Below are 15,258 nucleotides of genomic sequence, written 5' to 3' on the forward strand. Positions count from 1 at the left end.
CGTCCTGGCCGCAATCTGTTCCGGCGGTGTACGCTGCGGGCAGCCGTGCCTGAAGTTCCTTCGTCCCGGGCACGTGGGAGGTTCGCCATGTCCGACGATCCCCAGCCCCGTTCCGCCCGCCGCATTCCCCGCCCCGCCGGGGCGTCCAAGAGCACCAGCATCCGGCTGGACGCCGACGTGGAAACCCGGCTGCGGCAGGTGGCCCAGCGGAAGCAGGTGCCGTACCAGACGCTGCTCAAGCAGTTCGTGGCCGAGCGACTGTACGAGGAGGAGAAGCGGCTGGGGATCATCGGGTAACGGAACGGCGCCTGTGGCCCCGTCCCCAGCGTCAATTGGGAAACTACGCAGTGCTGGCCTTCTGACGACCGGCTGAGCCGGGTGGCTTCTGATGGGGAAACCTCGCCCAATAGAAAGGGGACTCCCGTTTCGCCGCCCAAGCATCTGTATGCTGTATGTATGGGAAAAACCACCAAGGCCAGACTCAACCTGACCATTGACCCGGACATCTACCGCGAGGCCCGGCGCGTCTTCACAGCCATGGACATGAACATGAGCGCCTTCGTGGAGATTCAGCTGGCGCGGTTCATGCAGACCGTGGCCCCGCTGATGCCGCTGCTGGAAGAGGTGGAGCGTGGAGAGCGCGACGCGGCCGATGCCAAGGCGGCCATGCGGATCTGGTTTGCGCACAGCGTCGGCCAGCCGCTTTCGGATCAGTACCGGGTGGCTGGAGAGGACGTGCTGCAGCCGCTGCGGCCCTCTGCCGGCCGCAGCGAAGAGAAGCGCTGAGGACTGAACCTTAGAGCATCATGCCGCGCGGGCTGACGTCCACCCGCACGCGCGCGGCAAACCGCCGGTCCAGAGCACCGAGCAGCACGCCCAGCCGCGCCTCGTCCCGCGGGCGCAGCAGCAGCTGGTACGGATACACCCCCTTGACCCGGCTCAGCGGGCTGGGCGCCGGCCCCAGCAGCTCCTGGGCGTCGGCTCCGGCCCCGTACAGCGCATCCGCCACCTCCTGCGCGGCCACCCGGGCGCGGTCCCGGTCTCGGGCGGCCACCTCCACGTGGGCCAGCAGCCGGTACGGCGGGTACCCGAGCGCCTTGCGGGCGCGCCGTTCGGCCTGCACGTAGAGTTCGGCGTTGTGGCCGCTGCGCAGCGCCTGCAGGGCCGGGTGCTGCGCCTGGAAGGTCTGGACCACCAGCAGCGGCGCGCGCGAGGGGTGCCATTCGCTCAGCTGACGCAGCAGCCGGTGGTAGCGCTCGCCGGCCCGGAAGTCCGAGGCGGCCAGCCACGTGTCGGCCAGCGTGATGCCCAGCAGCGCCAGATTGGGCGGTGCGTCCAGCGACAGCAGCGCCTGGGTGCCCACCACCACGCCCGGCTCGCCCTGCTGCAGCAGAGCAAGGTCGTCCTGCTGGTCGCGGTCGTAGCGGTAGACCGGGAAGCCCGGCAGCAACCGCCGCACCTCCTGCGCGATCCACTCGGTGCCGGGGCCGCGCGCCTGCCACATCGGCTCGCCGCATTCGTCGCAGCGGTCCGGAATGGCGGTATGAAAACCGCACTGGTGGCAGTGCAGCGCCCGCTGTTCCTGGTGGAAGCGCAGCGGCACGTCGCAGTGCGGGCAGCCGGGTGTGTGCTGGCAGCCAGGGCAGCGCAGCAGCGCGGAGTACCCGCGCCGGGGTGCCAGCAGGGCCGCCTGCCGCCCGCGCTCCTGCACCTGACGCAGCACCCGGGCCAGATCGTGAGACAGCGGGTAGCCCAGGTCGCCCGGCCGGAGGTGTGGGCTGCTCAGCGGGCCCAGTTCAGCCTGCTGCTGCGGGTTGCCATAGTCCACGATGTGCAGCCGCACGCGTGGGGGCGGCAGCACCTCGCCCGGGTGGTGCAGCGTCTCGGCCGCCGGCACGCAGCCCACGTAGGCGAGCGGCGTCTCCAGGTACCGGGCGGCCCGCAGTGCCAGGTCCGGCAGGAACACTCGCGAGCCGCTCAGCAGCTTGTGCGCGTCGCTGGCCTCCTCCAGCACCACGATCAGCCCCAGGTCCGGCAGTGGGGCCGCCAGCGCCAGCGCTGAACCGATTACCAGCCGGGCCCGCTCCGACTGGATCAGGGTCCAGGCGTGTTCGCGCTGCGGCTCCGAGAGCGTGCCGTTGTAGCACACCGCCGCTGTGCCGCACCCCTGCGCCAGCCCGGAGAGATCCTGCCAGGCCTGCCGCAGCGTGGCGGCGTCCGGGGCCAGCACCAGCACGCCGCGGCCCACGTCCAGCAGCCGGCGGATCCGGGCCGCCAGCCGGGCGTGGCGCTCGCTGGCTCGCCCGCCGTGCAGTCGCCACAGTGGCGCTTCCGGCAGGGTATCGGGCGCCGGGCGCACGCCGCGCGGGGCCGCGTCCGGCAGGGCCGGTGCTGGCGCCGGCAGCTGCACCTGGGTGGCCCAGCCGCGCGCCAGCAGCCGCGCCACCGTGCTGATCGGCACCCCGGCGGCCTCGGCCCAGGCGGCCTGACTCGGGAAGGGCCCCCGGTCGCGCAGCACAGTCCAGGCGGCGGGGGCGGTGGCCGGCTGCCCCACCTGGGCCGCCCAGCCGCGCTCGATCACACCCGACACCACGCTGCCGCTCACGCCGGCCCCGCGCGCCCAGGCGGCCGGGCTGGGCTGCGGTCCGTGCTCGCTCAGCCAGCGCCACGCGTCCTGCTGGCGGCCGGTCAGGGTGATTTGGCCCTCGCGCGCCTCCCAGCGCACCACCACCCGCTCCTGAGCCTGCAGGTGCTCCCACGGCACCGCCTGATAGCCGCTCACGGTGCGCGCGAGCGGTCCGAAGTGTTCGTCCAGCAGGCCCTGCTCGCGGATGCTGTCCAGTCGCAGCGGGTCGAAGTGCTCGGCGTCCTGGAAGTCCGGCCCCGGCACGTTCACACCGAAGGCACTCAGGTCCGCGCCAGCCACCGCCCGGACCCGGTGCTCCACCCGGGCGGTCCAGCCCACCCCGATCAGGTCCGAGCAGAGCAGACCCAGCGGCAGCCGCGCGGCAGCGGCCAGTTCCCGGATGGCCGCCAGGAACCCGGGCCCCACATGGGGTGTGGCGGACGGGTCCAGCACCTGCACCACCTCGCGCAGCCGCGGCTGACCCTTGCCCTCCCCCTCGCCCACCACCAGCCCCACCGTCAGCTCGCCGCGCCACGGCACCAGCACCCGGCAGCCGAGCGGCGGCCCTCCGGCGGTGCCGTGGGGCGCGGCAAAGTCGCAGGGACCGATCGGGAGCGGCAGCGCCACCAGCCAGGGCCGGACAGCGGAGGGGGAAGACGGGCGGGTCGGCACAACAGGCCAGTATGGCAAGCCGGGAGGTCTGGGTGCTGTGAGCCGGAGCCTGGACAAGAGGGGACAGAAGGGGAACCTGGGCTGGACCCGGGCGGCCGGAGGGGTCGCTGCCCTGCTGGGCCGCGTCTGAGCCGGGGCGTGGCCTGCGCGCCACGCCCGGGCCGCTATGCTGACAGGCACATGCGACTATGGCGGGGAGTGGGCTGGGTGCTGTTCGTGGTGCTGCTGGCGATGCTGGCGGCAGTGGTGGTGCTGAGAAAGGTCAGCAACCCGTTGACCAGCGGGACCCTGACGCTGCCGGGCCTGCAGGGGCCGGTCAGCGTGACGCGCGACCGCTGGGGGGTGCCGCACATCCGCGCCACGGCCAGCGATCAGGACGCCCTGTACGCGCTGGGCTTCGTGCATGCCCAGGACCGGCTGTGGCAGATGGACTTCCAGCGCCGGGTGGCGCAGGGCCGGCTGTCGGAGGTGCTGGGCGAGGCCGCGGTGCCGCAGGACAAATTTCTGCGGACCTGGGGCTTCTACCGGGCGGCGCAGGCCGCCTTGCCGGCGCTGAGCGCCCGCTCCCGCCGCCTGATTTCCGCCTACACGGCAGGCGTGAATGCCGGCATCGCCCAGGGCCGGCTGCCGCTGGAATTCCGGCTGCTCGGCTACACTCCGGAGCGCTGGACCGATGTGGACAGCATCGCGTGGTCCAAGCTGATGGCCTACGACCTGGGCGGCAACTGGGAGGATGAGCTGCTGACCCAGCGGGTGGCCCTGCGGCTGGGCAGCGCGGGCGTGAAGGCGGTGCAGCCGGACTACCCGGCGGGCGCGCCCACCATCCTCAGCACCCAGGAGCTGAACCTGCCGGCGGGCAGTGGGCCGGCGCCCCGGACCGGCACGGCCGTGCTGCCCCAGGACGCCCAGCAGCAGCTGCGCGCACAGCTGAGGGCCGCCCGTTCGCTGGGCTTCGTGAGCGTGCCGGGTAAGGGCAGCAACGACTGGGTGGTGGCCGGCAGCCGCACCGCCACCGGTCGCCCGATGCTGGCCGACGACCCCCACCTGGGCCTCTCCGCCCCGATGCTGTGGTACCTCGCCGACCTGCAGGGCCCGACGCTGCACGCCATCGGGGCCACCATTCCGGGGCTGCCGGGCATCGTGATCGGGCGCAACGACCGGCTGGCCTGGGGCGTCACCAACACCAACCCCGACGTGCAGGACCTGTACGTGGAACCCCCCGGGGCGCCGCTGACAAGCCGCACCGAGGTGATCCGGGTCAAGGGCAAGCCGGACGTGCGCCTGACGGTGCGCGAGAGCGGCCACGGCCCGGTGGTGGCCAGCAGCAGCGACTGGGGCGACCGGCAGGCCCGCGACGTGACGCTGCGCTGGACCGCGCTGCAGCCGGGCGACACCACCTTCGACGCCTTCCTGGGCATCAACTACGCCCGCAACTGGTCCGAGTTCACATCGGCGCTGTCGCACTACGTCGCGCCGGCCCAGAACTTCGTGTACGCCGACGTGGACGGCAACATCGGCTACTACGCGCCGGGCCGGGTCCCGGTGCGCAGCAGCGGTGACGGCAGCCGGCCCGCCAGCGGCGGCCAGGGCGAGTGGACCGGCTACATCCCCTTTGCGGAGCTGCCGCACACCTACAACCCCGCCTCCGGGCTGGTGGTGACGGCCAACAACCGGGTGGTGCCGCCCGGCTACCCGCACTTCCTGGGCAACGACCACAACTGGGCCGAGCCGTACCGCGCCGAGCGCATCCTGCAGCTGCTGCAGGCGGGCGCGCCGCTCACCCTGGACGCCCTGGCCCGCACCCAGCACGACACGGTGTCGCTGGTGTGGGCGGACCTGAAGGCCCCGCTGCTCCGCACGCAGCCGGCCGACGCGCTGAGCACCCAGGCGCTGGCCCGGCTGCGCGGCTGGGACGGCAACGAGACCACCGGCAGCGTGCAGGCCAGCATCTTCGAGGCGTGGCTGATGCAGCTGGAACGCATGGCCCAGGACGAGATGGAGGCCGGCGACGTGACGCTCACGGCCCTGGCGGTCCGCAACCAGCTCGGCAGCAACGGCGCGCTGTGCCGGGCGCCGGGTGTGACCGACTGCGCGGCGCTGCTGAGGCGCACCCTTCAGGCCGCCACCACCGACCTGTCGGCGCGGCTGGGCAGCAATCCGGAGCGCTGGACCTGGGGCCGGCTGCACACCAGTTACAGCAAGCACAGCGCGCTGGGCGGCGTGAAAGCCATCGGCTGGATCTGGAACCGGGGCATCTCCACCCCCGGCGGCACCAACACTGTCAACGTGGGCCGCCCGGAGCCGGACACCTACCGCCAGACGCACGCGCCCAGCTACCGCCAGCTGATTGACCTCTCGAACCTCAACCGGAGCCGCTACATCGGCACCCTGGGACAGGGCGGCAACCCGATCGGCAGCCACTACAGCGACATGCAGCGTCCCTGGCGCGACGGCGACTACCTCCCGATGAGCACCGATCCCCGCGACTGGGGACGCCAGGAGCTGTTGCGGCTGCGTCCCACCCCCTGACTCCCCCGAACGCTCAAGCCGTCTTGATCTCTGGAGGTCTGCTTCAGGTTTCCGCAGCGCGTCTTGAAATGCGGCTGGTCTGAGGCAGGGGGGACGCCCGGTAGCGTGAAGGCATGACCACGCTGCTGCTGATGTTGCTCGCCGTCACCGTCCTGTACCAACTGACGCTGCACCGCCAGATGGTGATCGGTGCCCGCCGGACCCGCCTTGTTCAGCGCGCCATCCCGGTGGAGATTCCCGAACGGTACCTGCCGCTGAGCGCCCGGTCGCACGGCCAGTCGGCGTCGCTGTCCTGACGGTTCAGGCGGGCGGTACCAGCTGTCCGCCCACGTAGACCTGCTGGACCTCCAGCGCGCTGTTCAGCACCACCACGTCGGCCCGCAGCCCCGGTTCCAGCCGGCCCCGGTCGGTCAGGCCCAGCGAGCGGGCCGGCTGCGCGGAGAGCAGCCGCGACACCTGATGCAGCGGCAGGCCCATGGAGGCGGCGTGGCGCAGGGCCAAGTCCAGCGTCAGCACACTGCCGGCCAGCGTGCCGTTCGGCAGCGTGGCGCGCTGGTCCCTCACCGTCACCGGCTGGCCACCCAGTTCGCTGTCGCCGTCGCCCAGCCCGGCGGCTCGCATCGCGTCGCTGATCAGGATGACGCGCTCCGGGGCGGCCTGCAGCGCCAGCCGCACCGCGCCGGGGTGCAGGTGGAAGGTGTCCAGAATCAGTTCCAGGAAGGGGGCCGGGTGGCTCAGCACGGCACCGAGCGGCCCCGGCTCTCGGCCCTGCAGGCCGCCCATCGCGTTGTAGGTGTGGGTGGCCGAGGAGCGCCCGTCCCACTGCTGCACCGCGTCCAGCACCTCCCACGCGTCCTCGTAGCGCCCGGCGGTATGGCCCAGGCCCACCCGCACGCCCGCCTCCACAAAGGCGCGGGCCGCCTCCAGCGCGCTGGGCAGCTCCGGAGCCAGCGTCACGGCCCGCACCACGTCCAGCGCCAGCACTTCGGCCAGCCGCTCCGGGGTGGGGTCCAGGGTATGGGGCGGCTGCGCCCCCAGCCGCTGCGGGCTGATGAACGGGCCCTCCAGGTGGGCGCCCGGAACGTCCGCTCCGCCCGGCACCCCGCCCGCCTGCATCACCTGCTCCACGCCGCGCAGGGCCGCCAGAACCTCCGGCCACGGCGCGGTCATGGTGGTGGGCAGCAGGGTGGTGGTGCCGTGCCGGGCGTGCAGGCGTGCCAGCGTCCGCACCCCCTCCGGGCCGTCCATGGTGTCGCCGCCGCCTCCGCCGTGCACGTGCGTGTCGATGAAGCCGGGCAGCAGCAGCCGGTCGGTGGGCGCGCCGGGGTCCGGTTCCACGGCCTCCAGCCGGGCGCCGAAGCGCAGCCGTACCCCCTGCAAGCCATCCGGGGTGGGCAATTGACCGGACAGCTCGGTCATGCCTGCTGCTCCAGCGCCAGGATCGCGCCCAGCACGCCGGCCCGCGAGCCCAGCCGGGCCACCCGCAGGTCCGGCACGTGCCACGGGCCCAGCGCGCGGGTCAGGGCGGCGCGCAGCGGCGTCAGGTAGCGCTCGCCGTAACCGCCCACCACGCCGCCCCCCAGCACCACCACGTCCGGGTCCAGCAGGATGCAGGCGTCGGCCAGCCGCTCGCCCAGCGCCTGGGCCGCCGCTTCCAGCGGGTCCAGTACCCGCCGGTCGCCCTCGGCCGCCAGCGCCGCCAGTGCCTCGGGGGAGGCGGCCGGGTCATTCAGGTTGGTGCGGGCCTGGCGGGTCAGGGCGGTGCCGGAGGCGACCAGTTCCAGACAGCCGGTGCGGCCGCAGGGGCACGGCTGTCCGGCCGGGCCGCCGCTCACGTGCCCCAGTTCCAGCGCCTGCCCGTGGGCGCCGGTATGCAGCCGCCCGGCCGCCACCAGCCCGGCCCCGATGCCGGTGCTGACCGTGACGTACAGGCTGGTGTGGGCGCCGCTGGCCGCTCCCAGATGGTGTTCGGCCAGCGCGGCGGCGTCGGCGTCGTTGAGCAGCGCCACCTGCACCCCGCCCTGCTCCAGTGCCCCCGCCAGCGGAAAGCCGTCCAGTTGCGGCAGGTTGGCGGCGGCGGTCTGACCGGTCGAGACGTCCACCCGCCCGGCCACGCACACCCCGATGCCGCTGGCCTCTCCCGCCAGCGCCCGCACCTCCGCCACGATGCCTTCCGCGGTGTCCGGCGTGGGCCGCAGCGACAGCGGGCCGTCCAGGGTGCCCACGGCCAGCTTGGTGCCGCCCAGGTCCACGCCGACCTTCACCGGGCCACCAGCGCGGCGCCCAGCGCCCTCAGGTTGGCGGGCCGGAAACCGTGGGTGACGAGCGCCGGCAGCGGCAGCTGGGCCGCGGCATCGGCGTTCCAGAGCGCCAGATGCAGGGCGGGCCGGTCCTGCTGGGCCAGCACCCCGGCCAGCTCCTGCTCGGCCCGGCTGAGTGCCCAGCGTCCGGTGGTGGCCAGCAGGGCCGGCGCCTGCGGAAAGTGGTCCAGCAGCGCCATGGCACCGGCCGTGTCGTGGCCGTCGTGCAGCGCCACCTGCAGCTGAGGGAAGTGGGACCGCAGCACGTCCGCCAGCGTTTCTCCGCTCAGGCTGTCGCCGTAGGGGCCGCCCACCGCGGCGCTGGCCGGCGCGATCAGCAGCACCGGGGCGCCCGGGTCCAGCGTGGGCGTCTGGCCGCTGCGGGTCAGCGACCGGAGGGCCGCCCGGTCCACCTCGGCGTCGTCGGCTTGCCGCTGCTCGGGAGGGTAGGGGCGGGGCGTGCCGGGAAAGCGGGCGGCGGCGCGGTCCAGCCGGGCGCGGGCCTGCTGCACCCTCGCCTCGCTCAGGCGGCCGTCGCGTAGCGCGCGCTGCAGCGCGCGGGCGTGGTCCACATGCGTCTGCAGGTCCCCGTGGCCGCAGCTCAGCACCGCATCCGCGCCGGCCAGCAGGGCCAACGGGGCCGCCTCACCGCCCGGATAACGGTCCGCGATGGCGTGCATGTCGGTGGCGTCGGTGACCACCACGCCGTCGTAGCCCCACTGCCGGCGCAGCAGGCCGTCCAGCACGGCGGGGGAGAGGGTGGCCGGGCGCTCCTTGTCCAGCGCCGGATACACGATGTGGGCGGTCATGATGCTGCCCACCTCCGCCTGCACCGCGGCCCTGAAGGGGGCGAACTCCACTTGCTCCAGCTGTTCCAGCGGCTTGTCCACCACCGGCAGCGTCAGGTGGCTGTCCTGGCTGGTGTCGCCGTGGCCCGGGAAGTGCTTGACCGAGCTCAGCACCCCGGCCTCCTCGCTCCCCAGCGCCCAGGCCACGCCCAGGCGCGCGACCGTCTGCGCATCGGCCCCGAAGGCCCGGTCGCCGATCACCGGGTTGAGCGGGTTCACGTTCACGTCCAGGCTGGGCGCGTAGTTCCAGTTGAGCCCCAGTTCGATCAGGCCGCGCGCCGCGATGCGCCCGGCCTCGCGGGCCGCCGCCTCGTCGTTGAGTTGCCCCAGCGCCTGCAGCGAGGGCGGCATCGGGATGTCCAGCCGCCGCAGCACCGCGCCACCCTCCTGGTCGGTGGCGATCAGGGCGTCGTGTTCCAGCGCGTCGCGGATGTCGCGGATCAGGCGGGCGGTGCGCTCGGGTGTGCTGAAGTTGCGGGCGAACAGGCACACCCCGCCGAAGCGGTGCGTGCGCAGCAGCTGGCCCTGCTCGGGCGTGAGGTCCGGGCCGGGCAGGTCGATGATCAGGGTGCGTTCGGGTGACATCAGGCGGTGGTCCTCCGGGTCAGCAGGGTGCCGGCGGGCTGGCGGCTCCACGGCACGAACCCCATCCGCCGGTAGAAGCCCAGGGCGCGGGTGTTGCGGGCATCCACACCCAGGTGCAGCGCGTCCGCGCCGCTGGCGTGCAACGTGCGCAGCGCCTGCTCCATCAGGCGGCGCCCCAGGCCCAGGCCCTGGGCGCGGGGCAGCAGATTCAGGTGCAGATGGCCGGGGAAGTCGCGGCTCAGCTCGGGGTCGGGGGGCGGGCGGACGTGCAGCCGCTGGACCAGGGCGGCGTCGGCGGGCGCATAGGTACGGTCGGGAGGGTACTGCCGCCGCAGGGCCGGCCACCACTCTTCTTCCAGCAGCTGTTCGAAGCGGGCCGTGTCGTGGGCGGTGACCACATAGCCGCACACGCCCTGCCCGTCCTCCACGACCCAGGCTCCAGCCGGTTCCAGGTGCAGGTACGCCGCGGCATACAGGTGGCCCAGCAGCTCCGGGTGCTGCAGCAGCGGCCGGGCGTCCTGACCGGCCTCCCCGGTGGCGGCGCAGATGGTGTACAGGTCCGCTTCGTCGTCGGGGCGGGCGGGGCGCAGGGCCGCATTCATACGGTGCGCGTGACCTTGCTGAGCCGGGGGGGAGCGTCGGGGTTCTCGCCGCGCAGCACCGCCAGATGCCCAATCAAGAGCTGGATGGCCAGGGCGCTCAGGGCCGGGTCAGTCAGGGCGTGGCCGCTGGCCGGGGTGGGCAGCTGGGCCGGACTGTCCGCGTCGTCGCCCACCACCGTCAGCTGCGCCCCGTAGCCGCGCAGGGTGCGGTAGGTGTCGCGGGTCAGGTGGGCGGTGGCGTCGCGCGCCTGCAGCGCCAGGATCTGCACGCCCGGCTCGGCCAGGCGGGCCGGGCCGTGGGCAAACTCGGCGGTGGAGAAGGCCAGCGCCGCCAGCCCCGCCGTCTCCTGCAGCTTCAGGGCGGTCTCGGCGGCCACCCCCTGGTGCAGGCCCCGTCCCAGCACCAGCAGGTCCTGGGCGTCCACCAGCGTGGCCGCCACCTGCTCGGCCAGCTCTTCCTGCGCGGCCAGGGCGTCCAACAGGTCCGGCAGCCGGGCCAGCGCCGTCTCCAGCGCCGGGTCCGGGTTGAGCTCCTGCAGCAGCCGCGCGCCGAGCGTCAGCACCGCCAGGTAGCTCTTGGTGGCGGCCACTGCCCGCTCCTCTCCGGCGCACAGCGGCAGCGTCAGGTCCGCCGCCTGATGGAGCGGGCTGTCCGGCTGGTTGATCATCGCAAGCGTCAGGGCGCCGTTGCGGCGCGCCCGCTCCACCGCCTCGACCAGGTCCGGGCTGCCGCCCGACTGGCTGACCGCCAGCACCAGCGCCCCCTGATAGTCCAGGTCGGCGCCGTAGACCCCGCTCACGCTGGGGGCCGCGCTCATCACCGGCAGCCGCAGATGCGTCTCGATGGCGTACTTCAGGGTGGTGGCGGCATGGTCGCTGCTGCCGCGCGCCACCGTCACCACGTAGCGGGGCTGGGCTGCCTGGATCGCCCGCACCACCGCCGAGAGCGGCTGTTTCGCCTGCCGCCGCACCACCTCGGCCGCCTCACGGGCCTCCTGCAGCATCAGCACGTCACTCATTTCACCGCTCCTTCCAGCCCGCGCATGAACAGCCGCTGCGCCGCCAGGAACACCAGCAGGACCGGGATCATCATAAACAGCGCCCCGGCGGCGATGTTGAACGGATCGTAATTGAACTGCCCCTTGAGCTTCAGCACCGCCACACTCAGCGGCATCTGGTCCGGCGTGGCCGACAGCACCAGCATCGGCCAGAAGTAGGCGTTCCAGCTGGTCACCAGCGTGAAGATGCCGAGCGCCGCCTGGCTGGGGCGGGTCAGCGGCAGCATGATGCGGGTCAGCACCGTGAACTCGCCGGCCCCGTCCAGCCGCGCGGCTTCCAGCAGCGCGTGCGGCACGGCCATGAACGCCTGACGCATCAGGAAGATGCCGAACGCCCCGGCCACGGTGGGCAGCACCACGCCCAGGTGGGTGCCGAGCAGCCCCAGGTGCTTGAGCGTCAGGGTGTTCACGATGAAGGTGGTCTCGCCCGGCAGCACCAGCGTGGCCACGATGATGCCGAAGATCACCTGCCGCCCCGGAAAGCGGAAGCGGGCCAGCGGGTAGGCGGCCAGCGCCGAGATCACCAGGGTGCCCACCACCGTCATGGCCGTGATGGAGACGCTGTTCCAGATGTACTTGCCCAGCGAGAAGGTGTTGTACACCTCCACGAAGTTGCCCAAAGTCACCCGGCGCGGAAATAGGCTGGCCGGGAAGTCATAGATGCTGCCGCCCGCGTGCTTGTCGGTCAGCGCGATGGCCAGCGTCCACAGGAACGGGAACACCGCGAAGCCCAGCACCAGCAGCAGCAGCGCGTAGCGCAGCACCAGCCGGCCCGCGCGGCGCGGCACCGCCCGGCGCGTGTGCACCTGCGGCAGCACCCGGGGGCGCGTCACGGCGCTCACGCCTGCTCCCCGGTGCTGTCCCGGAACAGCCGGAAGTTGGCCAGCGACAGCAGCAGCGCCACCACCGCCACCACCAGCCCCGCCGCGCTCGCCAGCCCGTAGTCGAAGTTGAAGCCCTGGAACGCCTTGGAATACACGTACATCAAGGCGGTGTAGGTGCTGTTGAGCGGCCCGCCCTGGGTCAGCACCAGCGGCTCTTCCAGCACCCGCAGCGCCGCGATGGTCGAGAGCAGGCTGCACAGCAGGATCGTGGGCCGCATCATCGGCACCGTGATGCGCCAGAAGCGCTGCCAGCTGCTGGCCCCGTCCAGCCGGGCCGCCTCCTCCAGCTCGGCCGGAATGCTCTGCAGGCCCGCCAGATACAGCACCATGTAGTAGCCGAAGCCCCGCCAGAAGGTCACCAGCATCACGGCCCAGAAGGCGGTCTGCTCGTTGTTCAGCCAGCCGAAGGCCGCGCCCTGCGGCAGCAGGTGCAGCCCCGAGAGCACCCAGTTGAGGGTGCCTTCCTTGTTGTAGATCCAGTCCCACATCACGGCGGTGGCCGTGATGGTGGTGATGACCGGCACGTAGTACGCCGCCCGGAAGAACGGCATGGCCGGCAGCTCCCGGTTCACCAGCACCGCCACCGCCAGCGAGGCCAGCTGCAGCAGCGGCACCACCAGCAGGTACCGCACGCTGTTCCACAGCGAGGTCAGGAACAGCGGGTCGGCAATCAGCGCCCGGAAATTGTCCAGGCCCACCCACTTCGGCCCCAGCCCCTGGGCGAAGCGGGCGCCGTCGTACTGGGTGAAGCCCAGGAAGGTGCCGTAGGCCAGCGGATAGAAGGTAAAGAGGCCCAGCAGAATGATCGCCGGGGCCAGGAAGGCATACGAGAGCAGGGTGTCACGCCAGGAGGCACGCATAGGTCAGTCCTTGGGGAATGAAAAGAGGGGAGGCCGATACCGCGCCTCCCCCGGGGTCCTCACTTCTTCATGTTGGCGTTCCAGTACGCCACCGCGTCGTTCAGGGCCACCTGGGCGGTCTTCTTGCCCAGCAGCGCCGCCTCGATGTTGTCGTTCAGGTTCTTGTACAGGTCGTCACTGTTGGTGGGGGCCGCGTAGCCGGGGTTGATGTAGCGTCCCGAAGCGCCGACCAGCCCGGTGGCCTTGGCGATCGGGTCGGTGCCGCCGGCCTTGAACAGCGCGTCGGTCTGGGCGGCGCGGGTGGTGGGCACCACCGGCACCACCTTGGCGAAGGCGATCTGGTTGGCGTTGTTGGTGAAGAAGGCAGCCAGCTTGGCGGCCTCGGCCGGGTGCTTGCTGGCGGTCGGCACCACCAGGTCCATGCTGCCGCCGGTCTGCACGCCGGCCTTGCCCAGCGGCGCCTCGGTGACCTGGGTCTTGCCGTACAGGCCGGGGTTGGCGTCCTTGATGCGGGTCAGCGCCTGCGGCCCGCCCACGATCAGCGCCACCCGGTTCTGCGCGTACAGCTCGGTGGCCACCTGGAAGGCCTCGCGGCGGATGGCGTCTTCCGGGATGTAGCCGCCCTTGTAGAGGTTGACGTACTGCTGCAGCAGCGCGGCGTGCTGCGCGGTGTTGAAGGCCGCCTTGCCGCTGGCGTCGTAGATCGGCAGGCCCTCGGCGTAGAAGTAGCCCAGGAACGAGGCGGTGTTGGGGTCCTTCAGGGCCGGCACCCAGGCGTAGGCGCCGGTCTTGTCCTTGACGGTCTTGGCGAGCGTCAGCAGCTCGCTGGTGGTGCGCGGCACACGCGTCACGCCGGCCTTCTTGAACAGGTCCGGGTTGTAGAGCATCACGCCCTCGTTGAGCCAGCCGTACCACGGGTAGCCGTAGACCTTGCCGCCGGTGCTGAAGTTCTTGATGCTCTGCGGATAGTAGGTGGCGGTCAGGGTGGCCATGGGCGTCAGCGAGCCCACGTCGCGCAGGAAGCCGTTCTGGGCGGCCTTGGCGGTCTCGTCGATGTTCAGGTTGATCACGTCGGGCGCGCCGCCCAGGTTCACGCTGCTGATGAAGTCCTGCACCATGCTGTCCTGCTTGTCGAACCACTTGACCGTGATGCCGGGGTTGGCCTTCTGGAAGGCGTCAATGGTGCTCTTGATGTAGTTGTCGAACTTCGGGCTCAGGTACCAGGTCCAGAACTGCAGCTCCACCGGCTGCTGGGCGGCGGCGGTGCCCAGCGCGAGGGTCAGGCCGAGGGCGATCAGGCGGGGGGTCTTCATGGTGAACTCCTTGTGGCGCGGGTGGCCGGAACAGGGGTGGATTGACACGGACCGGGCGGCCCGATGCGGCCCGGCAGCAGGAACGGCGAAGCGTCAGTACTTCTTTTCGACCACCGACTCGGCCGTGACGCGCAGCATGGCGTGCGCTTCCGGGCGTTTGGGCAGGATGGCGGTGTAGAGGAGTTCCAGCACCAGCGCCTGACTGGTCAGCGTGTCGAAGACGCTGTCGGAGAGCGGGTCCTCCTGAGCGGCGGTGAACAGCACGTCGCTGGCGTAGCGGGTGACCGGGCTGCTGGCGCGGTGGGTGATGGCCACGGTGTAGTGGCCGTGCCGCTGGGCCAGCTGCAGGTGCTGCACCGTGTCGATGGTGCTGCCGCTGCTGCTCAGCCCGATCACCACCCCGCCCCGGGGCACCGTGCTGATGCTGACGGCCGCGATGTGCGGGTCGGTGGACACGATGGCGGTGATGCCCAGCCGCATCAGCCGGTTGGCGAAGTACTGCGCCAGCAGGCCGCTGTTGCCCTGGCCGGTCAGGTCCACGCGGGGCGCGCGGGCCAGCTGGGTGGCCACCCGGTCCAGTACGGCGTCGTCCAGCAGCTGGGCGGTGCCTTCCAGCGTCTGGGTGGTGTAGTGCAGCAGCCGGGCGGCGCGGGCACTGCCGCTGTCGCCGCCGGGGGGAGGGGCGGGGTCGCGGGCCATCACATCGGTGGCCAGCGCGAGCTTGAAGGCGTGAAAACCGGCGAAGTTCAGCTTGCGGCACAGCCGGGTGATGGTCGCCTCGCTGACGCCCACGCTGCTGGCCAGCTCGGTGATGGTCTGGTGCACCACCGAATCGGCCGACACCATCACGTGATCGGCCACCCGGCGCAGGCCCGGCGACAGCTGTGCACTCTGCAGCCGGATCCGGCTGATGGCTCCACTCGGCAGGGGCGGACGGGCGCTGGTCTGAATCACAGAGAACCTCGTCTTGAGGTGAAATTG

The 15,258-nt window shown here is 72.1% G+C and carries 14 protein-coding genes; 4 read left to right on the forward strand and 10 right to left on the reverse strand.

Annotated elements, in window-relative coordinates:
• Positions 1 to 87: 87 nt before the first annotated feature.
• Together ABOD76_RS10750 and ABOD76_RS10755 are read left to right on the forward strand one after the other, a co-directional pair.
• Positions 88 to 297: a hypothetical protein gene (locus ABOD76_RS10750; protein WP_350244831.1), complete on the forward strand. Its 210-nt coding sequence runs from the start codon at positions 88 to 90 to the stop codon at positions 295 to 297.
• Between the two features lie 159 nt (positions 298 to 456).
• Complete coding sequence (locus ABOD76_RS10755) at positions 457 to 786, forward strand: hypothetical protein (protein WP_350244832.1); 330 nt, start codon at positions 457 to 459, stop codon at positions 784 to 786.
• A 10-nt stretch (positions 787 to 796) separates the two neighbouring features.
• On the opposite strand, the gene priA is transcribed toward ABOD76_RS10755, so the two are convergent.
• On the reverse strand, positions 797 to 3,298 hold the full coding sequence (gene priA, locus ABOD76_RS10760) for a replication restart helicase PriA (protein WP_350244833.1): 2,502 nt from the start codon (positions 3,296 to 3,298) through the stop codon (positions 797 to 799).
• 180 nt (positions 3,299 to 3,478) lie between these two features.
• Between priA and ABOD76_RS10765 the strand changes: the two genes are divergently transcribed.
• Together ABOD76_RS10765 and ABOD76_RS10770 are read left to right on the forward strand one after the other, a co-directional pair.
• Positions 3,479 to 5,827, forward strand: a complete 2,349-nt coding sequence (locus ABOD76_RS10765; protein WP_350244834.1) for a penicillin acylase family protein — start codon at positions 3,479 to 3,481, stop codon at positions 5,825 to 5,827.
• 113 nt (positions 5,828 to 5,940) lie between these two features.
• Complete coding sequence (locus tag ABOD76_RS10770; protein WP_350244835.1) at positions 5,941 to 6,123, forward strand: hypothetical protein; 183 nt, start codon at positions 5,941 to 5,943, stop codon at positions 6,121 to 6,123.
• Positions 6,124 to 6,127: 4 nt separating this feature from the next.
• Here the strand turns inward: ABOD76_RS10770 and ABOD76_RS10775 are convergent, their stop codons facing one another.
• From ABOD76_RS10775 to ABOD76_RS10815, 9 genes are all read right to left on the reverse strand, one after another.
• Positions 6,128 to 7,246 (reverse strand): N-acetylglucosamine-6-phosphate deacetylase, encoded by a 1,119-nt coding sequence (locus ABOD76_RS10775; RefSeq protein ID WP_350244836.1) that lies wholly within the window; start codon positions 7,244 to 7,246, stop codon positions 6,128 to 6,130.
• Positions 7,243 to 8,091 (reverse strand): ROK family protein, encoded by an 849-nt coding sequence (locus ABOD76_RS10780; RefSeq protein ID WP_350244837.1) that lies wholly within the window; start codon positions 8,089 to 8,091, stop codon positions 7,243 to 7,245. Before ABOD76_RS10780 ends, ABOD76_RS10775 begins: the two co-directional genes overlap by 4 nt.
• Positions 8,088 to 9,560, reverse strand: a complete 1,473-nt coding sequence (nagZ, locus tag ABOD76_RS10785) for a beta-N-acetylhexosaminidase (RefSeq protein WP_350244838.1) — start codon at positions 9,558 to 9,560, stop codon at positions 8,088 to 8,090. The genes ABOD76_RS10780 and nagZ overlap by 4 nt, the downstream gene beginning before the upstream one ends.
• The gene (locus ABOD76_RS10790) at positions 9,560 to 10,162 is read right to left on the reverse strand and encodes a GNAT family N-acetyltransferase (RefSeq protein ID WP_350244839.1); all 603 of its coding nucleotides are present in this window, start codon (positions 10,160 to 10,162) and stop codon (positions 9,560 to 9,562) included. Before ABOD76_RS10790 ends, nagZ begins: the two co-directional genes overlap by 1 nt.
• Positions 10,159 to 11,181 (reverse strand): SIS domain-containing protein, encoded by a 1,023-nt coding sequence (locus ABOD76_RS10795; protein ID WP_350244840.1) that lies wholly within the window; start codon positions 11,179 to 11,181, stop codon positions 10,159 to 10,161. The genes ABOD76_RS10790 and ABOD76_RS10795 overlap by 4 nt, the downstream gene beginning before the upstream one ends.
• The gene (locus ABOD76_RS10800) at positions 11,178 to 12,062 is read right to left on the reverse strand and encodes a carbohydrate ABC transporter permease (RefSeq protein WP_350244841.1); all 885 of its coding nucleotides are present in this window, start codon (positions 12,060 to 12,062) and stop codon (positions 11,178 to 11,180) included. The genes ABOD76_RS10795 and ABOD76_RS10800 overlap by 4 nt, the downstream gene beginning before the upstream one ends.
• The gene (locus ABOD76_RS10805) at positions 12,059 to 12,964 is read right to left on the reverse strand and encodes a carbohydrate ABC transporter permease (protein ID WP_350244842.1); all 906 of its coding nucleotides are present in this window, start codon (positions 12,962 to 12,964) and stop codon (positions 12,059 to 12,061) included. The genes ABOD76_RS10800 and ABOD76_RS10805 overlap by 4 nt, the downstream gene beginning before the upstream one ends.
• A 59-nt stretch (positions 12,965 to 13,023) precedes the next feature.
• Positions 13,024 to 14,277 (reverse strand): ABC transporter substrate-binding protein, encoded by a 1,254-nt coding sequence (locus tag ABOD76_RS10810; RefSeq protein WP_350244843.1) that lies wholly within the window; start codon positions 14,275 to 14,277, stop codon positions 13,024 to 13,026.
• Between the two features lie 93 nt (positions 14,278 to 14,370).
• Positions 14,371 to 15,231: a MurR/RpiR family transcriptional regulator gene (locus ABOD76_RS10815; RefSeq protein ID WP_350244844.1), complete on the reverse strand. Its 861-nt coding sequence runs from the start codon at positions 15,229 to 15,231 to the stop codon at positions 14,371 to 14,373.
• Between the last annotated feature and the right edge of the window lie 27 nt (positions 15,232 to 15,258).

Origin of the sequence: Deinococcus sonorensis KR-87, from assembly GCF_040256395.1 — a bacterium.
GTDB classification, from domain to species: domain Bacteria; phylum Deinococcota; class Deinococci; order Deinococcales; family Deinococcaceae; genus Deinococcus; species Deinococcus sonorensis.